Below are 19615 nucleotides of genomic sequence, written 5' to 3'. Positions count from 1 at the left end.
TTCTCCCCGTGGTCAAGGCTGGAGCCATGACACAGAGAATGAAGGCCTACGCGATCGCCTACCTGCGCAACGTCCGGATGGGCGCCGACATCGTCGAGTACCTCGAGCGGATCGACGAGACGCTCGCGCCGTACGACGGTCACTTCCTCGTGCACGGCGCCAAGCCCGAGCAGATCGAGGGTGAGTGGGAGGGGGCGCCGATCGTGATCGAGTTCCCCGACTACGACCATCTGCGGGACTGGTACGAGTCGCCGGACTACCTCGAGATCCTGCCGCTGCGGACCGAGAACTCCGACGGCGTGGTGATCTTCGTCGAGGGTGTCGACCGCAAGCACAAGGCCACCGACGTACTGGTCTGAGACGACTGGCCAGATCCTTGCGAACATGGGCTTTGTGGCCACTGGCTGCCTTCGACCCGTCCCGGTTGGGTGGAGGTATGCGAATCGAGATCCTGGTGTTCGACGGTGTGGACGAGATGGACGTGATGGGACCGTTCGAGGTCTGGAGTCACGCGGCCCGGCGGCCCGAGTTCGAGCTGGCGCTCGTCGGGCTGGACGGGCCGGCCGAGGTGACCGGCCTGCATGGCCTGCAGTTCAAGGCACCAGAGGGCCTGGGGCAGCCGGATGCCCTGTTCGTCCCGGGCGGTGGGTGGATGAACCGCGCGGACAAGGGCTCGTGGGCGGAGGCTCGGCGAGGTGTGATGACGGCCCGGATCGCCGAGCTGGCACCGTCGCTGCAGTGGATCGGCTCGGTGTGCACCGGGTCGATGCTGCTCGCCGAGGCCGGGGTGGTGAAGGGTCGCCCGGCCACGACGAACCGTGGCGCCTGGGCCGAGCTGGAGACATTCGGCGCTGACCTGAAGACCAACCGGGTCGTCGACGACGGCACGCTGATCACCGCCGGCGGAATCACCTGTGGGATCGATCTTGCGCTGCATGTCGTCGAGCGCGAACTCGGTGCGGACGTCGCCGACGGGATCGCGGGTGCGATGGAGTACACCCGCGATCGCGACGTCTACATCTCAGCCGACTAGCTCGGGGTACAGCGCGGTCAGGTCGCCGGAGATCGCGGCCTTGGCGCCGCGGGCGGTGTCGTCGGCCAGGACCTCGTGCGCGCCGGACTCGATGCCGTCCAGGGCCTGCTTGGCGATGTCCTCGGGGCGCGACTTCGGGGCGGTGACCTGAGTCGTCATGTCGGTGTCGACGTACCCCATGTGCAGACCGGTGACGCCGATGCCGCGGTTGAGCAGCTCGACCCGGATCGCGTTGGTCTGCAGCCAGAACGCCGCCTTGGTCGCGGAGTACGCGCCGTGCCGGGCGACCCAGGACAGGGCCGAGTGGGCGTTCAGGATGTGGCCGCCGCCGTTGCGCTCGATGATCGGGACGAAGGCCCGGGTCAGCTGCAGCGGTCCGAAGAAGTTCGCGTCGAAGACGGCGCGGACGTCCTCGATCGAGCTGTCCAGGTAGGTGTCCGGCGAGCTGGCGCCGGCGTTGTTGATCAGGATCGTGACGTCCGGAGCAGCCTCTGCCAGGGCGTCGATCGAGGCCTGGTCGGTGATCTCGAGCGGCAGCGGTACGACGCGCGGATCGGTGCTCGGCTTCGGAGTACGGGCGGTGGCGTAGACCTTGGCCGCGCCGCGGCTCAGCAGGTCGTCGACGATCGCCTTGCCGATACCGCGCTGGCCGCCGGTGACGAGGACGACGGCGCCATCGAGTGTGGTCATCTTGAAACTCCCTTGGAGGAAACCGATCTGTTTCAATCACAGTAAACCGATCGGTTTCCGTTTTCAAATCCAACCGGTACCCTCGTTCCATGAGCACTTCGGCGACACCCCGTGAGCGACTGCTGGACGCCGCGGGGGAACTCTTCTACCGCGACGGCGTCAACATCGGAGTGGACGCGCTCTGCAAGGCGGCCGGGGTGTCGAAGAAGTCGATGTACCAGCTGTTCCGGTCGAAGGACGAGTTGATCGCGGAGAGCCTGGCCAGCCGTGGCCCGGCGTACCAGGCGCTGCTGCATCCGGGCGCCGAGGACGACCGGTCGCCGCGGGAGCGGATCCTGACCGTGTTCGAGCGCCAGGACGAGCTGGTTGCTTCCGGCAATTACCTCGGCTGCCCCTACGTGAGTACGGCGGTGGAGCTGAAGAACCCGGAGCACCCGGGGTCGGTGGTGGCGCGGCACTTCAAGCAGCAGCTGACCGACTTCTTCCACCGCGAGCTGGTGAAGGCCGGCGCCGAGGACCCGTCGACGCTGGCGATCCAGCTCACGATGGTCTTCGACGGCGCGAGCGCGCGGGCCGTCGTCCGCGCTCAGCCGCTGGGCGGTATCGGCGCTGTCACGGCCGCGGCTCTGCTGGACGCGGCCGGTGTGCACGTGGGCGAGCTTGCCCTCAGTTGAGCCTATTCTCGGCGGGGTGGAGATTCCTGCCGAGTTTCATGACCTGCTGTCCTCGAAGGCGATCGCGATGGTCGGGACGATCGGTCGGCGCGGCGAACCGCAGGTGACGCCGCTGTGGTTCCTCTGGGACGGCGAACGGGTACGCATCAGTCTGGTCGACGGACGGCAGAAGCTGCGCAACCTGCAGCGGAATCCGGCGATCTCGCTGGTCGTCGTCGACCCGGCCCGGCCGACGTACTACGTCGAGCTGCGGGGCCGGATCGACGACCTGGTGCCTGACCCGGAGCTGGCGCTCGAGCAGGCGGTCGCGACGAAGTACACCGGCAGCTGGACCGACGTCGAGCCGACCGGTACAACGCGGTACGCGACGAGCATCGTGGTCGAGAAGATCACCAGCCAACTGGGTCACTGACGGTGGGACAAACTCTCACTTTGTTCCGCTGACCTGGGAAAAGCCGGTCACCTGTTCCGTTCGGGCTGGAGTGTTGACGCCGTTACTTCACGTCGTCAACACTTTCGCAAAGACCCTGCGCTAGTGGGGGAAGCGCACGTGTCCACCGCCCCGAAAGACAGGACACCGCCATGAGAAAGAAATCTCTGGTTCTGGCTGCAGCCTGTGCTGCGTTGGTTGCCGGGACGCTCAGTAGCCCGGCTGTTGCCGCCTCGAACGCTCCGGCGAAGGTAGATGCGCCGGCTACGTTCACGCATCCCGGTGTTGGCGTGAGTCGGGCGCAGCTCGACTTCGTCAAGGCCAAGGTGCAGGCCGGCGCGCAGCCCTGGACGAACGCGTTCAACCAGGCGAAGAACAGCGCGTACGGTTCGCTGTCCCGGACGCCCACGCCGCGCGCGGTCGTGGAGTGCGGCCCGTACTCGAACCCGAACCTCGGCTGCACGAACGAGCGCGAGGACGCCATCGCGGCGTACACCGACGCCCTGCTCTGGTACCTGACCGGCAACACCGCGTACGCGCAGAAGTCGATCCAGCTGATGGATGCGTGGTCGGCGACCATCCAGGACCACACCAACAGCAACGCACCGCTGCAGACGGCCTGGTCCGCGTCCTCGTGGCCGAAGGCCGCGGAGATCATCAAGTACCTGTACGGCAACTGGCCGAACTCGGGCCGGTTCGCGACCATGCTGCGCAACGTCTACGTGCCGGAGATGATCAACGGCTCGAACTCCAACGGGAACTGGGAGTTGAGCATGACCGAGGCCCTCCAGGGCATCGGCGTGTTCCTCGAGGACAAGACCATCTACGACAAGGCGATCTCGCTGTACCGGCTGCGGGTTCCGGCGTACGTGTATCTGGAGTCCGACGGCGCGCTGCCGAAGACGGTGCCGAGCCAGAACCTCAACACCCGCGACAAGATCGTCAGCTACTGGCAGGGCCAGGGGACGTTCGTGACAGGCTTGACTCAGGAGACCTGCCGCGACTTCACCCACACCGGCTACGGCATCTCGTCGATCTCACACGTGCTGGAGACGGCCCGGATCCAGGGCATCGACATGTACCCGGAGTTCGGTGAACGGCTCCGCCAGGCGCTCGGGTTCCAGTCCCGCTGGGAGCGCAACCTCGAGCCGGTGCCGTCCTGGCTGTGTGGAGGCACGGTGAACCGCGGCCTCGGCCCGATCACCGAGGTCGGCTACAACGCGCTGCACACCCGGCTCGGGATCGCGATGTCGAACACCCAGGCACTGACCGAGTCCCGCCGTCCGGCGGGTTCGAACAACCTGTTCGTCGCGTGGGAGACGCTGACCCACGCGGAGAACCCGTCCTAGTTGAAGACCTCCGGGAGGGCTGAACCTCTGCCCTTCAGCCTTCCCGGATCCTCAGCAGTGCGCTTCGCCGCGCTTCCAGTAGCCCTGGAAGGAGATCGCGGCCTTCGGCATCCCGACGACGTTGACCAGGTGGCGGCGGACCGACTTGATCATCGAGGACTCGCCGGCGACCCAAGCGTAGTCCGGATCGAACGGCAGCTCCGCCGATTTGAGTGCCTCGAGCAACGATCCGTCGGTGACCCAGGTGACGTCGGCGTTCCCGGGCAGCGCCCGCACGTCAGCAGCATCCGGTACGGCGATGAAGACGGCGGCATGTACGTCGGCCGGCAGCTCCTCGAGGATGCCCGCCAGCGCCGGAAGCGCGGTCTCGTCCGCGACCAGGATCCGGCGCACGCTGCTCGCCGGCGGCACATAGTCGACGCCGGAGTGCAGCAGGCCCTTGATGCTCGTGGTGTCGACCGCGAACGGCAACAGCAGACCGATCGCGTCACCGACCTGAGCCTCGCTGACCCACGCCGACGCCGGTCCGTTGACCCCGTGCAGGACGAACTCGACGTCGAGCTCGGCGACCTCCGGCCGGAGCGCGCGCACGGTGTACGTCCGCATGATGAAACGCTCGTCGACCGGCTGCGCGCACCATTCGGCGTACCACTCGGGGCCGGACGGCAGCTTGATCGCGGTGCCGTTCGGCGGGGCGAGCAGGACCTTGATCCGCTGGTCCGGTCCGGCCGTCACCGCCTCCGCGATCCGCGGTGCGACGAACGTCACGCGACGCAGGTGCGGGCTCAGGTCATCGACGGCCGCCACGGTGGCCAGGAGCGAGTCGAACTCGATCGGTCGCTCGAGCACAGTCGTCATACTGTGGTTTCTCCATAAACTTCGCAGGGGAGACGCAGGGTGCGGACCCGAGGGCGGCCGGGTTATGGTGAGGCGTCTAGAGGTTAGCCTTACCTAAGAGGATCCCGAAAGTCCAATGCCCCCGCCTAGTGCTGTCGCCTCCGCCGACCCCGACCTGGCAGCCGCTCCCGCGCGTCCTCGACGCCGGGCCCGGCGGACCACGCTTGTCCTCGGACTGATCGGCTGCGTCGTGCTGCTGATCCTGGTGATGCTGCTCAGCATCGCGATCGGGTCGAAGCAGATCCCGCTGCCGACGGTGATCGATGCCCTGCGCCACTACAACGAGTCGAACACCGACCACGTGATCGTGCGGTCGCTGCGGGTGCCGCGGACGCTGATCGGGCTGATGGTCGGCGCCGCGCTCGGGCTGTCGGGTGCGTTGATGCAGGGCGTGACCCGCAACCCGCTGGCCGATCCGGGCATCCTCGGCGTCAACGGTGGCGCCGCGCTGTTCGTTGTCGGGGGCATCTACTGGTTCGGGTTGAGCACGCTGACGGCGTACGTCTGGCTTGCGTTCGCCGGCGCGGCGGCCGCGTCGGTGGCCGTGTACTTCCTCGGATCGCTCGGGCGGGAGGGCGCTACGCCGGTGAAGCTCGCGCTTGCCGGTGCGGCGCTGACCGCGATGCTCGGTTCGCTGACGACGGCTCTGCTGATCGGTGACGTCGACACGTTCGACCAGTTCCGGTTCTGGTCGGTCGGCTCGTTCGCCGGTCGCGGTTCGGATGTGGCGGCGCAGGTGGCGCCGTTCATCCTGGTCGGGATCGGGCTGTCGCTGTTCTGCGGGCGGGTGCTGAACGCGATGTCGCTGGGGGATGACGTGGCGAAGTCGCTCGGCCAGCGCGTCGGTCTGGCCCGGTTGTTCGTCGCGGTGGTCGTCGTACTCCTGTGTGGCGCGGCGACCGCGGCGGCCGGCCCGATCGGCTTTATCGGGTTGACCATCCCGCACGTGGCGCGGCTGGTGACCGGTCCGGACTACCGATGGATCCTGCCGTACTCGATGCTGCTCGCGCCGATCCTGCTGCTGGGTTCGGACGTGATCGGCCGGGTCGTCGCGCTGCCCGGCGAACTGCAGGTCGGGATCGTGACCGCGGTCCTCGGCGCGCCCTTCTTCATCATCCTGGTACGACGGCGGAAGCTGGCGGACCTGTGACGGCCGAGGCAGTTCACGTCATTGCCCGGGCGCGCGCCGCCCGGCAGACCCGCTCACTCGTCGTGATTGTCGGGCTGGCGGTCGTGGTGTTCGCGACCTTCTGCGTCTCGTTGTCGCTGGGTGACTTCAAGATCCCGGTGCTCGACGTGGTGAAGACGCTGTTCGGCGGCGGCGACCATGCGACCGAGTTCATCGTCAACACCCTTCGGTTGCCCAGGGCACTCACCGGCCTGCTCGTCGGTACGGCGCTGGGCCTGTCCGGCGCGATCTTCCAGAGCATCGCCCGGAACCCGCTGGCCAGCCCGGACATCATCGGCGTGACGTACGGCGCGAGCGCGTTCGCGGTCTTCGCGATCGTGACGCTCGGCCTGACCGGGGTCGCGGTGTCGGCGTTCGCGATCGTCGGTGCGGTGCTGACCGCGTTCCTGATGTACGTGCTGGCGTGGCGGCATGGGGTGTCGAGTTACCGGTTGATCCTGATCGGCATCGGGATCGGTGCGATCGCGACCAGCATCACGTCGTACCTGTTGACGAAGGCGCGGGTGGAGATCGCACAGCAGGCGCTCATCTGGCTGACCGGGAGTCTGAACGGGCGGGACTGGTCGAACGTACGGTCGCTGGCGATCACGTTGGTCGTACTGCTGCCGTTCATGGTGTTCCTCGTGCATCAGCTGCGGATCCTGCAGCTGGGCGACGAGACGGCGTACGGGCTGGGGTTGCGGGTGGAGGTGTCGCGGCTCGGGTTGATCGTGATCGCCGTACTGCTGGCCGCCGTGGCGACTGCCGCGGCAGGGCCGATCGGGTTCGTTGCGTTTGTCGCGCCGCCGATCGCGCGGCGGCTGACCCGGTCGCCGGGGCCGGCGATGATCGCGTCCGGGTTGCTCGGGGCGCTGGTGGTGGGGTTGTCGGATCTGATTGCACAGCACGCGTTCGGGGACACGCAGTTGCCGGTCGGTGTCGTGACCGGCGTGGTGGGTGCGCCGTACCTGATGTTCCTGCTGGCCCGGGCCAACAGTGTCGGAAGTGGTGGCTGAGAGATGGAGAACGTGGTGGAACACAGCTTGGCTGCCGACGGTCTTGCGGTCGGGTACGACCAGCGGGAGATCATCCACGACCTGTCGGTGCGGATCCCGACCGGGAAGATCACGGTCATCGTCGGAGCCAATGCGTGCGGCAAGTCGACACTGCTGAAGACGCTGGCGCGGCTACTGAAGCCGTCGCGCGGGACGGTGCTGCTGGACGGCAAGAGCATCCAGCAGATCCCGACACGCGAGGTCGCGACCAAGCTCGGTCTGCTGCCGCAGTCGCCGACCGCGCCGGAGGGGATCACGGTTGCGGACCTGGTCGGGCGTGGACGCTACCCGCGGACGCGGTGGATCCGGCAGTGGTCGAAGTCCGACGACGAGGCGGTCGCGGAGGCGATGACGTCGACCGACGTACTGTCGATCGCGGACCGGCCGATCGACGAGCTGTCCGGTGGCCAGCGGCAGCGGGTCTGGATCGCGATGGCGCTGGCGCAGGAGACCGACATCCTGCTGCTCGACGAGCCGACGACGTTCCTCGACCTGACGCACCAGTTCGAAGTACTCGATCTGCTCGTCGATCTGAACAAGTCCGACGACCGCACGATCGTGCTCGTACTGCACGACCTCAACCAGGCCTGCCGGTTCGGCGACCACCTGATCGCGATGAAGGACGGCGCGATCGTTGCGGAGGGCAACCCGACGGAGGTGATCACCGAGGACGTCGTGCAGGACGTGTTCGGGCTGGCCGTCAAGGTGATTCCCGACCCGGTCGCCGGTACGCCGATGGTCGTCCCGATCGGGCGCCACACGAGCCGGACCGACCGCGCCGAGCAACCGGCCGGAAGCACCGCCGCCCAGGCGTTGGCGGCTTCCGCGGCGGCCAACGGCGTCTGCCGCCCCATCGACCGCTGACCCAGGAGCCAGAGTGCCCAAGCTGAAGGCTGTACTGACCCTTGCCCTGATCGGCGGATTGGTCGCCGGCTGTTCTTCGGCCGCCGGCGAGACCGGCGGGACCCGCAACCCTGTGCTGGGCGCGTCCAAGGGTTCCGACGACGGGCCGACCGCTGCGCCGAGTGCGCTGGCCGACGGCATGGGCTCCGATGTCGGGAAGGACGGCGTCTTCCCGCGGACCGTCAAACACTTCAAGGGCAGTACGACGCTCAAGGCCGCGCCGACGCGCATCGCTGTACTGAGCACCGGGCAGCTCGACGACCTGCTCTCGCTCGGCATCGTGCCGACCGCAACCACGCGGGCCACGAACGCGGGGCTGGTGCCGACGTACCTGGGGACGGCGTTCCCGCAGCACAAGGCGAAGCTCGCGGCGATGACCGATGCGGGAACGCGGCAGGCTCCGAACCTGGAGACGCTTGCCGCCGCGAAGCCCGACCTGATCCTCGCCAACGACTCGCTCGGCGAGCTCTACCCGAAGCTGGCGAAGATCGCGCCGACGGTGGTGACGGCCGGCAACGGCATCAACTGGAAGCGCGACCTGTTGCTGGTCGGCGACGCCGTCGGCAAGGGGCAGGCCGCGAAGCAGCTGGTCGACAGCATCGCGGCCGATGCCGTCGCGCGCGGCAAGGGCTTCAGCGGGACCAGCATCTCGATGGTGCGGTTCACGCCCGACCGGACCCGGATGTTCGGCGTCTCGTCGTTCACCGGTTCGATCGCTGTCGACATGGGGCTGGGGCGGCCGGAGTCGCAGCAGTTCCGGGCGATCTCGGAGGACGTCGGCGCGGAGAGCATCGACGTCGCTGACGGCGACTGGATCTTCTACTCGGTCCAGGGAGACGCGGCCAAGACGGATGCGGCGAGTGTGCTGGCCGGACCGTTGTGGCAGTCGATGAAGGCGGTCAAGGCGGGTCATGCGGTCAACGTCGACGACGATCCCTGGTACCTGAACGCGGGGCCGGCCGCGGCGCGTCTCGTCGTACAACAGCTCGCCGAGCACCTCGGCAAGTGAGGTCACGCGTCGCCTGGCCGCTGGTAGCGGTGGTGCTGGTGGCCGGAGTCGCAGTACTCAGCCTTGCTGTTGGGACTCGGCCGGTGCCGCTGTCCGCCGTGGTCGATGCGCTCTTCCATGGTGGCGGCAGCCGGGACGCGCTGGTTGTTCGGTCGCTGCGGATTCCCCGGACCGAGGTCGGGCTGACTGCGGGTGCTGCACTGGGACTTGCCGGGGCGGCGTTGCAGGCGGTGACGCGTAACCCGCTGGCTGATCCGGGGATTCTCGGATTGAGTCAGGGCGCGGCGGCCGGCGTGGTGTTCGCGATCGCTTTCGGGCTGGCCAACGGGTTCAGCGGGTATGTCTGGTTCGCGTTTGTGGGTGCCGTTGTCGCTGCGTGTCTCGTGTACGCGATCTCGGTGCGGGGGCGGGGTGGTGCGTCGCCGGTGAAGCTCGCGCTGGCCGGTACTGCGCTGTCGGCGATGGCTGCCGGGGCTACGACCGTCGTACTTACGTCCAGCTCGGCCACGCTCGACCAGTTTCGGTTCTGGCAGGTGGGGGCGTTGAGCGGGCGCGATGCGGGGACTGTGGGACGGATGCTGCCGTTCCTCGTGGTCGGGGCTCTGCTTGTGCTGCTCTGCGCGCGTGGTCTGGATGCGCTTGAGCTGGGCGATGACACCGCGCGGGCGCTGGGGCATCGGGTGCAGGTCGTGCGTGGATGTGCCGCGCTGGGTGCGACTCTGCTGACGGCCGCGGCAGTTGCGGCTGCCGGTCCGATCGCGTTTGTGGGGCTGGCCGTGCCGCATCTGGCTCGTCGTCTGGTCCCGAGCGGCCACCGGCACATGCTCCCGTTGTCTGCCTGCCTCGGAGCTGCATTGCTGCTGGCCGCGGACGTCGCCGGACGAGTCGTCCGCGCTCCGGCGGAGGTTCCAGCTGGAGTCATGACGGCTCTGGTCGGCGTACCGGTGCTGGTGTTCCTCGTACGCCGGAAGGTGGCCGGCGCGTGAGCACTCTGCCCGGTGGGGTCGCTGTGCTGCGACCTCGACCTCACCTGTCGTTTCTGCTGCACCGCCGTTCTGCTGTGGTCGCTGTGGTTCTCCTGGTACTGCTCGTTGTGGTGATGGTTGTCGCGGTGTGTGTCGGGCAGACGTTCATCTCGCCTGGTGAGGTGTGGCGGACTGTGCACAGCGGCGGACGGTACGACCTGGTCGTCAACGAGTTGCGGGTGCCGCGGGTCGTGCTCGGGGCGCTGGTCGGTGGTGCGCTCGGGGTGGCTGGTGCACTGATCCAGACTGTGACGCGCAACCCGCTGGCCAGTCCGGATGTGATCGGCGTCGGGCATGGCGCAGCTGCGGCGACCGTGCTCGCTTTGGCGAGCGGAGTGGTGCGGTCGCCGGGCGCGATGCCGTTCGTCTCGGTCGCGGGCGGTCTGGTGGCTGCGGCGATCGTTTACGTGCTCGCTTGGCGGCGTGGGATGCACGCCAACCGGTTCGTGCTGATTGGAGTCGGCATCGGCGTTGCGCTGTCAGCCATCGTGCAGCTCTATCTCACTGACAGTCAGCTCGAGGCTGCCGAGCAACTGAAGCTATGGCTCACCGGGAGCCTCAACGGACGCGGCTGGGAGCAGGCCTGGCCGTTGGCCGTCGTACTCGCGGTATGCCTGCCCGCACTGGTCTGGGCCGGCCGGGCGGTGCGTCCGCTGGGCTTGGACGACGACACCGCGGCCGGTCTCGGCGTACGTGTGCAGCGGACTCGCCTCGGGCTGACCGTCCTCGGAGTCGTCCTCGCCGCTACTGCGACTGGGGCTGCCGGGCCGATCGGATTCGTTGCATTGACCGCTCCGCAGCTCGCTCGCCGGATCACTCGTACGCCGCAACTCCCGCTGCTGGGGTCCGCGTTGACAGGCGCTCTGGTGCTGGTGGCTGCCGACCTTGCGGCGCGGACGTTGCTGCCGCCGGTGGAGATTCCGGTGGGTGCGCTGACCGCGCTCGTCGGAGCGCCGTATCTGCTGTGGTTGCTGGGTCGGTCCAACGAACGTCGTTGAATAGTCGGTGGGGCTGGCTAGGGTGACCCACATGTTGTCCGTCCTTGGGTATCACCGGGCCGTCCTGGCGGTTGTTCGCCGGGTGGATGAGCGCGCCTGGACGGCGTTGCACGGTGAGCCGGAGGGCGATCTCGGCGACGTGCTGTTGCGGAATGCGTACCGGCTGGAGGAGGACGCGCATCCCGTCGTACACCGGGCGGGGCGACGCGCGGCCGAGGCGCTCGGGGTGGCGGCGGAGGTCGAGTACTTCCAGGTGAGTGGGGAGCCCAACGCGGCGTACATCCACCAGGCGAAGCCGGTCATTCTCTTCCAGGGGCCGTTGCTCGATCGGCTGGACGAGGACGAGTTGACCGCGGTGATCGGGCACGAGCTCGCGCATCGGCTGTTGTGGGAGGCCGAGGACGGTGGGTACCTCGCGGTCGACAGGCTGCTCGACGCGGCGGCCGGTGACGCGCGGACACCTTCGCAGTACCTCGAGACGCATCGGCGGTGGTCGTTGGCGACCGAGCTGTTCGCGGACCGCGGTGCGCTGACGGCTTGCGGTGAGCTGCAGACGACGATCCGCGCGCTGTTGAAGCTGGAGACGGGCCTGAGTACGGCGGACCCCGCGGCGTACCTGCGGCAAGCCGAGTCGCTGGACCTGCGCTCGGGGAGCCGTGGGACCACGCATCCTGAGGCTGTCGGACGAGCCTGGGCGTTGAAGAACTGGGTCGACGGCGAGTACGTCGAGGAGCTGGTCACCGGGCCGCTCGACGTGGATGCGCCGGACCTGCTCGATGCCGTGGTGTTGCGTGAGCTGAGTCGCGACTTTGCTGCCGTGATCGCGCAGAGCGAGGGCCTGCGGACCGATGCGGTTGCCACGGCTGCGGCCGGCTTTGTGGACGTTCCTGGCGAGCCAGCGGGAACTGTGCGGTTCGACGAGCCGTTGACAGTGCGTCCGGTGGATGGGGCGCCGATGCCGCGACCGAGACCGCTGGCGGCGGCGACCACGCGGTACCTGTGCTATCTGCTGCTCGATCTCGCGACCGCCGACCCGGATGTCGGCGACGCCGGACTGATCGCGTCGCTGGCCGTCGCCCGGCGGTCAGGGCTGCCGGGGTACGTCGACGTCGCGGACGACGAGCTGGGATGGAGCGACAAGCAACGGGCGAGGTTTGTGCAGGCTTCGGAGGTGGTCGGATGAGCGCTGAGGATCTCGTTGCGCTGGCCGTCTCCCAGGGCGGACTGGGCAACGACGCGTTGCTGGCTGCGGTGCTGCCGCTGTTCCACGAGACGGCCGCGGTGCACGAGCGCGGGCTGGTTGCGCCGCTGCGCGGTCTGGATCGGATCGTCGTCGACGAGCAGAACCGGCTCGGCTTCGCGCCCGCGGACGCGGGCCGGCCGACGCTGGCTGTGAGTGAAGTCGATGCGCGGCAGGGATCGAGGCCGACGGCGGTTGAGGTCGTCGCGCACCGGCAGTCCTCGTTGGACCTGGGCGAGAGCGGTGGTCAGGACAAGACGGTCGTGCCCGAGCCGGTGCCGGAGGCGATCACGGCGCCGACGCTGGTGGCCGGCTGGCAGAGCTGGGAGCACGTCGTCGGTCACCACGACCAGCTCACCGACATCTTCAGCCTCGGGCAGTTGCTGCTCGGGCTCGGCTGCGGTCTCGACCTGTCCCGGACCGCGGACGTCGCCACGCTGATCGATGCCCGAGGCAACTTGTACAAGCTCGATCCGGATCTGCATCCGGTGATCGTCTCGGTCGCCGCGCAGATGGTCGAGCCGGATCGGCACCGGCGGGCGCAGGACCTGCACTCGTTGATCGAGCAGCTCGAGAACTACCGCGACCAGCCGTTGGACTTCGACGTCGAGGCGATCGTGCGGGGCGCGGCGGATCGGCGTACGGCGGTGCTCGGCGCGCTGCGGGACAGGCTGTTCGACCTGTCGCGGCGCAATCGGCTGATCAACTTCCGGCCGACGGCGCAGACGCTGAACCTCACCGAGGTATCGGTGCCGCTGATGCTCGACGTACGGACGATCCGCTCGGAGCAGCTGTTCACCTGGCGGGACGAGCTCGCGGCCGACCTGCTGAAGAAGGCGCAGCCGCTGGGGAAGTGGATCCGGTACGACGAAGCGCCGTACGCCGCGAACACCTTGGACAAGCTGATCTCGACGGCTCGTCGCGACCGGGCCGACTACGGGCAGGATCAGCTGCGGCTGGTGCCGGCGTTCCTGCGGTGGCACGACCTGAAGAACGATCGGGATACCCGGATCGCGTCGCCGTTGGTGCTGGCGAAGGTGGACCTGACGCGGAAGCGCGGCGTGCGGGACTCGTACACGTTGCGGGTGACTGATCCGATCGCTGAGGTCAATCCGACGCTGCGGCATAGTTTGCGGGTCCTGTACGGGATCGCGTTGCCGGAGACGGTCGATCTGTCGTCGCCGGGTGCGCTCCGGGAGTTGCACGAGCGGCTGGCGAAGGAGATCCAGGCGACGGAGCCGGGGTTGCAGCTGCATCTGCGGGAGAAGCCGCGGATCGATCTTGTGCGGCAGCGGGCGATGACGCGGTTGCGGACGTACAACCGGCGGCGGCGCGGGAATGTGGCGACGGGGTTCGGCGGGAAGCAGTATCCGTATTCGTATCGGCGTGCGGACTATCAGCCGTTGGGTGTGCAGATCTATCGGACGCAGATTGCTGAGCAGACGTTGCCGTTGGGGATCGCGCTGGGGGAGGCGCCGCGGCCTGCGCGGGCGCTGGAGACTGACGTGTATTCGTTGGACACCGAGGGTGGGCCGTACTCGTGGGATGTTGATCTGTGCGCGGTTTCGCTGGCGAACTTCAACTATCGGACGTTGGGGCTGGTGCGGGACTACGACGATTTGCTGACGAGTGGGGAGTCGGCGGCGTCGTTCGAGCAGCTGTTCTCGGATCGGCCGCGACCGATCGGGAGTACGCCGCCGGAGCTGGCGCCTGCTGATCGGCATCTCGTCGTACCTGCTGATGGGTCGCAGGTGGCGGCTATTGCTCGGGCTCGGCGGGGTGAGAGCTTTGTGATCCAGGGGCCGCCGGGGACGGGGAAGTCGCAGACGATCACTAACCTGATCGCGGACTTCGTGGCGCGAGGGAAGCGGGTGCTGTTCGTTTGCCAGAAGCGGGCTGCGCTGGATGTGGTGCATGCGCGGTTGGCGAGCCGGCGGTTGGATGGGTTGTGTGCGCTGATCCATGACTCGCAGGCGGACAAGAAGGCGTTCGTCCATGGGTTGCGGGAGACGTATGAGACTTGGCTGTCCGCGGAGGACGACTTCGATGCGTTGGTGACGCGCCGGGCCGAGTTGGTAGCTCGCGTCGACCGCCTCCTCTCCACGGTCGAGTCCTTCGAACACCAGCTGACGACGGGCGCTCCGCCGCTCCGAACCCTCATCAACCGCCTGGCCGAGCTGCATGATCACGCGTGGTCTCCCGCCGAGGCCGCCGCTGGGCCGGCGTCTTCCGTGGGTGGAGTGGTGCCGAGCGTCGCGGAGTGGTGGAGTGCGCGTGACGAGGTGCGCGAGGTCGCCCGAGAACTGGCCTCGGCGGATCCGTCCACCGGCGGCGTACTCGCCCGCAGCTCACTCGCCTTCGTCGCCACCAAACACTGGAACGAAACCGACGTCACCCTCCCCGCCCGCGACCTCCGCACCCGCTGGGACGCGGTAGCAACCGCCTTGGCGCCGCTGGATGAGCCAGCCGCGCCGGCGCGTGCCGGCGAGGCGGGCGACGCGGGAGGTGCACACGCGGGTACGGCGGGGCGCGAGGATGTGGGCGGCGCGGCACCTGTGGGGGACGCATACGCGGGAACTGCGGAGCGTGCGGATGCGGGCGGCAGGGCAGCCGCCGGGGGTGCACACGCGGGCGGTGTGGGGGTGCGGGAGGTTCGGGGGCTTGGTTGGCTGGGGCGGGTGGTGGAGCCTCTGGTGGGGGTGGATCGGGTGGGGGCGATTGTGCCTCGGTCTGATGGTGCTCGGGAGTTGGGGGCTGCTGGGGGTGAGCGGAGGCGGTTGGTGGTGGCTGAGGGGGCGGCTTGGACAGAGGCTGGTGGGTGGAGTGAGCCGCTGGCTCCAGCTGATGCGCGGGCTGCTCTGAAGGTTGCTCAGGGCAAGGAAGGTGGGGTTTTCTCGTTTCTGAGTGGGGATTGGCGGCGGGTGAAGAACCTGGTCCGCTCCCGCTTCGACGCGACGAACCGTGCCGTGCAACCATCCGTCACCGACACCCTCACGGATCTGGTCGCAGCGCACTCCGCATCGGCCGCCGTCCAACAGCACGTCGAGCAGACGCGGCGGGATTGGGGTGTCGACGACCCGCGTGAGCTGATCGACCAGCTCGCCGCCGCCCGCAAGGCCGTGCCCAACTGGGAGTTCGTACTGCGTGACGGCGCGCCCGCGCAGCTCTCCCGCCTGGCCGACGCCCTCGACGAAGCCGAAGAACCGACCCAAGACCTGCTCGCCGACCACTGGGACACGCTGACGGTCGACGGCCTCCGTGACCTCGCTGACCGGCTCATCGCCGAGAGCCCCGTCGTACGCGCAGTCGGCCCCAAGCTGCGCGACCTCGCCACCGCCCCGCCCGCCGTACTCACCGCCCTCCGCCAACTCGACGCCACACCCGACCAGCTCGAGTACGCCGTCTGCGCCGCCGAATGGGAACGCGCCCGCGCAGCCGCACCCCTGCAGCTCTCCTCCGCCCGAGTCGACGCGATCGTCGGCGAGCTGAGCATGGCGTACGACGACCTGACCGAGCTCAACGCCCAGGTCGTCACCGCCCAGGTCCGCCGCCGCTTCCTCGCCGAGGTCGCACACTCCGAGCAGAGCGTCACCGGGATGTCGCCCGACGACCGCGAACGGAAGAAGACGTTCGCGACCGGCCGCCGCGAGCTGGAACACGAGTTCGGCAAGGTCATGCGGTACCGCTCGATCCGCGACCTCGCCTCCGGCGCACCCGGCGAGGTGGTCTCGGTCCTGCGGCCGGTCTGGCTGATGAGCCCGTCCTCGGTCTCAGAAACGTTGCCGTTGACAACTTCATTCGATGTCGTCGTGTACGACGAGGCCAGTCAGATCCCTGTGGAGGAAGCGATCCCGGCCCTGCACCGGGCGCCACAGGTGATCGTCGTCGGCGACCAGATGCAGCTGCCGCCGACGCAGTACTTCCGCGTCCGCACACCAGACGAAGAGATAGCCGAGGACGAGACCGCCGAGCAGGTCGGGATCGCGCTCACCGAAGACAGTTTCCTCTCGATCAGCGCACTACGCCTCGCATCGACGATGCTCACGTGGCACTACCGGAGCCGTTCCGAGGCGCTGATCTCGTTCAGCAACTCGGCGTTCTACCAGGGCAAGCTCGCGACCGTCCCCGATCGACTGCCACCGCATGCGGCACCGCCGTGGACGGTGCGGTCGGATTCGCCGATGGTGTCCGAGGTCTGCGACAGCATGCTGGCAGGAAGCATCACGGCGGTGCGGCTCGTCGACGGCGTCTACACCCGCCGTACCAACCCCGCCGAGGCGCGCTGGATCGCTGCCTTGGTGCGCGAGGCGCTGATCCGGCAGACCGGGAAGAGTCTGGGCATCGTCGCCTTCTCCGAGGCCCAGCAGGGGGAGATCGAGCGGGCGCTGGACGAGCTGGCCGAGGCGGATCCGGAGTTCGCGGCGCTGTACGAGGCGGAGCAGATCCGCACGCACGGCGAACAGGACGCCGGCCTGTTCGTGAAGAACCTGGAGAACGTGCAGGGCGACGAGCGCGACATCATCCTGATGAGCGTCTGCTACGGCACCGGCCCGGACGGCCGGATGCTGATGAACTTCGGCCCGATCAACACCTCCGGCGGCGAGAAACGTCTGAACGTCATCTTCAGCCGTGCCCGCGAACACATGGTGATTGTCAGCAGTATCGAGCCCGAGGCCATCACCAACACCTACAACGACGGCGCCAACACCCTCCGCCGCTTCCTCGCGTACGCGACCGCGGTCTCCCGAGGGGACCACGTCGCCGCGAAGGCCGCCCTCACGCCGTACACCGTCAAGGCGCCGGCCTCAGCTCGACCGAGTGCCGTCATCGAGCAGCTCGCCGCCGCGCTCGAAGCCCGCGGCGTGCAAGTGGACACCGCTGTCGGTGAGTCCGTGTTCCGCTGCGATCTCGCACTCAAGCTCCCCGAAGACGCCGGCCACCGCCTCGCAGTACTCGTGGACACACCCGACCGCGTCGCTTCCGACACTCTGCTCGAGCGCCTCACCACACACCCGAGTGCGTTGACCACCACCGGTTGGCGGGTCCACCACGTGCTCACCACGGACTGGACCCGCTCACCGGAGACCGTCATCTCACATCTTCTGGACGCCCTCCACCGGCAGGTCGACTAGCCGCCGATCAGAAGCCGTCCGGCTACCAGAGCTCCGTCGGTCTTGATCTCCCCGCCGACCTTCACCGCCTGCGCCCGCGTCTCCGGACTCAACGCGATCTCGAGCGCAGCAGTCAGCGAGTCGACCGTAGGCGTCGCGCGTTCGTGCGCGGCCCCGATCCCGAGCGCGGCAACCCGGGTCGCCCAGTACGGCTGATCCGCGATCAGCGGTACGACGACCTGTGGCGTACCGGATCGGGCAGCGGTTGTCGTGGTCCCGGCGCCGCCGTGATGCACGATCGCCGCGACCCTCGGGAACAACGCCTGCTGGTTGACCTCCCCGACCACGAAACAGTCCTTGCCCTCGTCGGCAAGGTCCAGCTCTGCCCAACCGCGGCTGAGCAGGACGCGGCGACCGTGCGCACGGCACGCCTCGATGGCCGTCCGAGCGATGTCCTTCGGCGCATGCGCGGCCATGCTCCCGAACCCGACGTACACCGGTGGCTCGCCGGCCTCCAGAAACGCCTCCAGCTCGTCAGCCAGCGGACGGTCGTCACGCAGCAGCCACGCGCCCGTTTGTACGACGTCGAGGTCGGTCATGCCCTTCGACGGACACAGCAGCGGATCCGCGGCGAGCCAGGGGTGCTCGGTGAACACGTAGTCCCGAACGTTCTCCACCGGCGGGAGACCGATCTCCGCGCGGTGACTGTTCAGGGACGGGCCGTACAAGGCGTTGACGCGCTCGGCGTCCTGCTGCCACAACACGCGTCGATCGGTCTCTCCTTCCGGCGACGGTGTACCCGGGCGTGCTCCCGGCGAGGAATGCTGCGACGGGATGCCGCCCAGATGGAAGGTCGCGAGCACGTACCGGATGCCGAGCTTGTCGGCGACGTCCCGCGCACCGGCCGGCATCAGCCCGGTCGCCACCACCGCCTGGGCGCCTTGCGCCACCCGGCCGAGCGTCTCGAACCGCGCCGCCACCAGTCGTGGTGCCAGCTCGAATGCAGCGTGGCCCGATGGTGGTTTCGGCGCCGCGACCACCGACTTCACCGACGGCCCGAGCGGCTCCATCGGTACGCCGGCCCGCTCGAGCAGCGCCTCGAAATCGTCGTCCGGCGGCGCGCAGACCGTTGCCTCCGCTCCAAGCTCTCGTAGCGCTACCGCAAGTCCTGCCAACGGCTCCACATCGCCGCGCGATCCCCACGTTGCCAACACAAAACGCACTGGCCAATCTCCGTTCCCCGAGCTCCGACGAGCTGATCAGCCCACCATTCTGCGAGCCGAACCGGGGCTTGCGGCAAGTCCCCTGTGCCGCTATACGTTGGAAGTAGAGGGTGATTGACGCAGCTGATAGACGATCAGTCCGGCGAGTAGTGCGCCGAGCGTGCCGAGGGCCAGGTCGCCGAGGGTGTCGGTGTACGCCGTCTGCAGTTCGGGGGAGTTGCGGACGAAGGTGACGTACTCGCCCAGCTCCCACACGACCGCAGCGGTGGCGCCGAAGCCGAGGGCCACGAAGGCGGTGAGGCCTCGGGACAGGCCGCGCGGTGCAAAGGCGAGCAGAACGCCGGCGGTGAGGAAGCCCCACAGGATGAAGTGCATCGCATCGTCCCACCAGTTGACCGTGTCGAACAGGTTGAGCCGGTTGCCGATCAGATCGATCAGCCACGGCAGCGTCATCAACAGGTCCGCCAGCCACGGGAACGTGCGGTGGAGTTTGCTGCGCGTGCGCCCGTAGGCCCACCACCACAGCGGAAGGACCATCGCGCCGATCGGGTACACGACCAGGCGGGCGGTCGAGGCCTTGCCCTTGATCCCGCTCAGGTCCGGCCAGATCAGGGCCGAGAGCAACAATGCGAACAGCAGCACCTTCGCGGCCAGGGCGGCGTACCGCAGCCAGTTGGCCCGCGTCGCGCGGACCGTGGTCACAGCCATCGTCGTCATGCCTCCCAGTCAATCGGGCCGCTGGGCGAGGCGGATGAGTACAACTACGCGAAGAACCCCCGCGATCTCCGTCATTGTGACGGAGATGCGGGG

The 19615-nt window shown here is 68.3% G+C and carries 17 protein-coding genes; 13 read left to right on the top strand and 4 right to left on the bottom strand.

The genetic code is table 11. The annotated features are described in order from the left end of the window. The first annotated feature begins 26 nt into the window (after window positions 1–26). Together ACFWUU_RS39550 and ACFWUU_RS39545 are read left to right on the top strand one after the other, a co-directional pair. The gene (locus ACFWUU_RS39550; protein WP_380183705.1) at window positions 27–359 is read left to right on the top strand and encodes a DUF1330 domain-containing protein; all 333 of its coding nucleotides are present in this window, start codon (window positions 27–29) and stop codon (window positions 357–359) included. Window positions 360–436: 77 nt separating this feature from the next. After that, window positions 437–1033: a DJ-1/PfpI family protein gene (locus ACFWUU_RS39545; protein WP_380183703.1), complete on the top strand. Its 597-nt coding sequence runs from the start codon at window positions 437–439 to the stop codon at window positions 1031–1033. On the opposite strand, the gene ACFWUU_RS39540 is transcribed toward ACFWUU_RS39545, so the two are convergent. Then, window positions 1022–1723, bottom strand: coding sequence for an SDR family oxidoreductase (locus ACFWUU_RS39540; RefSeq protein WP_137256276.1), 702 nt, complete (start codon window positions 1721–1723; stop codon window positions 1022–1024). The two genes, ACFWUU_RS39545 and ACFWUU_RS39540, sit on opposite strands and share 12 nt — an antisense overlap. 89 nt (window positions 1724–1812) lie before the next feature. On the opposite strand from ACFWUU_RS39540, the gene ACFWUU_RS39535 reads away from it, so the two are divergent. The 3 genes from ACFWUU_RS39535 (at window position 1813) to ACFWUU_RS39525 (ending at window position 4176) form a co-directional block, all read left to right on the top strand. After that, entirely contained in the window at window positions 1813–2397 is a 585-nt protein-coding gene (locus ACFWUU_RS39535) for a TetR/AcrR family transcriptional regulator (protein WP_380183701.1), read from the top strand. Between the two features lie 16 nt (window positions 2398–2413). Continuing rightward, window positions 2414–2809, top strand: a complete 396-nt coding sequence (locus ACFWUU_RS39530; RefSeq protein WP_380183699.1) for a PPOX class F420-dependent oxidoreductase — start codon at window positions 2414–2416, stop codon at window positions 2807–2809. 170 nt (window positions 2810–2979) lie between these two features. Next, window positions 2980–4176 (top strand): alginate lyase family protein, encoded by a 1197-nt coding sequence (locus tag ACFWUU_RS39525; protein WP_380183697.1) that lies wholly within the window; start codon window positions 2980–2982, stop codon window positions 4174–4176. 51 nt (window positions 4177–4227) lie between these two features. Here ACFWUU_RS39525 and ACFWUU_RS39520 read toward each other — a convergent pair whose 3' ends face one another. Continuing rightward, a complete protein-coding gene (locus ACFWUU_RS39520; protein ID WP_380183695.1) occupies window positions 4228–5034 on the bottom strand; it encodes a siderophore-interacting protein in 807 nt (268 codons plus the stop codon). 115 nt (window positions 5035–5149) lie between these two features. Between ACFWUU_RS39520 and ACFWUU_RS39515 the strand changes: the two genes are divergently transcribed. From ACFWUU_RS39515 to ACFWUU_RS39480, 8 genes are read left to right on the top strand one after another with little or no spacing between them, the layout of a single operon-like run. Continuing rightward, window positions 5150–6223, top strand: coding sequence for a FecCD family ABC transporter permease (locus tag ACFWUU_RS39515; RefSeq protein ID WP_380183693.1), 1074 nt, complete (start codon window positions 5150–5152; stop codon window positions 6221–6223). Next, entirely contained in the window at window positions 6220–7257 is a 1038-nt protein-coding gene (locus ACFWUU_RS39510; RefSeq protein ID WP_380183691.1) for a FecCD family ABC transporter permease, read from the top strand. Before ACFWUU_RS39515 ends, ACFWUU_RS39510 begins: the two co-directional genes overlap by 4 nt. A 3-nt stretch (window positions 7258–7260) precedes the next feature. Further along, window positions 7261–8160 (top strand): ABC transporter ATP-binding protein, encoded by a 900-nt coding sequence (locus ACFWUU_RS39505; protein WP_380183689.1) that lies wholly within the window; start codon window positions 7261–7263, stop codon window positions 8158–8160. Between the two features lie 13 nt (window positions 8161–8173). Beyond that, window positions 8174–9208 carry an ABC transporter substrate-binding protein gene (locus ACFWUU_RS39500; RefSeq protein ID WP_380183687.1) on the top strand — a complete coding sequence of 345 codons (1035 nt, stop codon included), beginning with the start codon at window positions 8174–8176 and terminating at the stop codon, window positions 9206–9208. Continuing rightward, window positions 9205–10194, top strand: a complete 990-nt coding sequence (locus ACFWUU_RS39495; protein ID WP_380183685.1) for a FecCD family ABC transporter permease — start codon at window positions 9205–9207, stop codon at window positions 10192–10194. Before ACFWUU_RS39500 ends, ACFWUU_RS39495 begins: the two co-directional genes overlap by 4 nt. Then, window positions 10191–11231: a FecCD family ABC transporter permease gene (locus ACFWUU_RS39490; protein WP_380183683.1), complete on the top strand. Its 1041-nt coding sequence runs from the start codon at window positions 10191–10193 to the stop codon at window positions 11229–11231. The genes ACFWUU_RS39495 and ACFWUU_RS39490 overlap by 4 nt, the downstream gene beginning before the upstream one ends. Window positions 11232–11262: 31 nt before the next feature. Then, window positions 11263–12414 (top strand): M48 family metalloprotease, encoded by a 1152-nt coding sequence (locus ACFWUU_RS39485; RefSeq protein WP_380183680.1) that lies wholly within the window; start codon window positions 11263–11265, stop codon window positions 12412–12414. After that, on the top strand, window positions 12411–17603 hold the full coding sequence (locus tag ACFWUU_RS39480) for an AAA domain-containing protein (protein WP_380183678.1): 5193 nt from the start codon (window positions 12411–12413) through the stop codon (window positions 17601–17603). The genes ACFWUU_RS39485 and ACFWUU_RS39480 overlap by 4 nt, the downstream gene beginning before the upstream one ends. On the opposite strand, the gene ACFWUU_RS39475 is transcribed toward ACFWUU_RS39480, so the two are convergent. Together ACFWUU_RS39475 and ACFWUU_RS39470 are read right to left on the bottom strand one after the other, a co-directional pair. After that, a complete protein-coding gene (locus tag ACFWUU_RS39475; RefSeq protein WP_380183676.1) occupies window positions 17600–18805 on the bottom strand; it encodes a glycosyltransferase in 1206 nt (401 codons plus the stop codon). The two genes, ACFWUU_RS39480 and ACFWUU_RS39475, sit on opposite strands and share 4 nt — an antisense overlap. A 90-nt stretch (window positions 18806–18895) precedes the next feature. Next, the gene (locus ACFWUU_RS39470) at window positions 18896–19522 is read right to left on the bottom strand and encodes a hypothetical protein (protein WP_380183674.1); all 627 of its coding nucleotides are present in this window, start codon (window positions 19520–19522) and stop codon (window positions 18896–18898) included. Window positions 19523–19615 lie beyond the last annotated feature (93 nt).

This window comes from Kribbella sp. NPDC058693 (genome assembly GCF_042715335.1).
Lineage (GTDB): Bacteria > Actinomycetota > Actinomycetes > Propionibacteriales > Kribbellaceae > Kribbella > Kribbella jiaozuonensis.
Note: the sequence above shows the minus strand (reverse complement) of the source record. Positions and strands in the feature narration are given on the sequence as shown.

What these genes read in the sequence shown, in the direction of transcription:
- ACFWUU_RS39470 (WP_380183674.1), bottom strand. Translation starts at nt 19,522, where the DNA reads ATGACGACGATGGCTGTGACCACGGTCCGCGCGACGCGGGCCAACTGG.
- ACFWUU_RS39525 (WP_380183697.1), top strand. Translation starts at nt 2,980, where the DNA reads ATGAGAAAGAAATCTCTGGTTCTGGCTGCAGCCTGTGCTGCGTTGGTT.
- ACFWUU_RS39480 (WP_380183678.1), top strand. Translation starts at nt 12,411, where the DNA reads ATGAGCGCTGAGGATCTCGTTGCGCTGGCCGTCTCCCAGGGCGGACTG.
- ACFWUU_RS39520 (WP_380183695.1), bottom strand. Translation starts at nt 5,034, where the DNA reads ATGACGACTGTGCTCGAGCGACCGATCGAGTTCGACTCGCTCCTGGCC.
- ACFWUU_RS39550 (WP_380183705.1), top strand. Translation starts at nt 27, where the DNA reads ATGACACAGAGAATGAAGGCCTACGCGATCGCCTACCTGCGCAACGTC.
- ACFWUU_RS39545 (WP_380183703.1), top strand. Translation starts at nt 437, where the DNA reads ATGCGAATCGAGATCCTGGTGTTCGACGGTGTGGACGAGATGGACGTG.
- ACFWUU_RS39515 (WP_380183693.1), top strand. Translation starts at nt 5,150, where the DNA reads ATGCCCCCGCCTAGTGCTGTCGCCTCCGCCGACCCCGACCTGGCAGCC.
- ACFWUU_RS39505 (WP_380183689.1), top strand. Translation starts at nt 7,261, where the DNA reads ATGGAGAACGTGGTGGAACACAGCTTGGCTGCCGACGGTCTTGCGGTC.
- ACFWUU_RS39485 (WP_380183680.1), top strand. Translation starts at nt 11,263, where the DNA reads ATGTTGTCCGTCCTTGGGTATCACCGGGCCGTCCTGGCGGTTGTTCGC.
- ACFWUU_RS39535 (WP_380183701.1), top strand. Translation starts at nt 1,813, where the DNA reads ATGAGCACTTCGGCGACACCCCGTGAGCGACTGCTGGACGCCGCGGGG.
- ACFWUU_RS39540 (WP_137256276.1), bottom strand. Translation starts at nt 1,723, where the DNA reads ATGACCACACTCGATGGCGCCGTCGTCCTCGTCACCGGCGGCCAGCGC.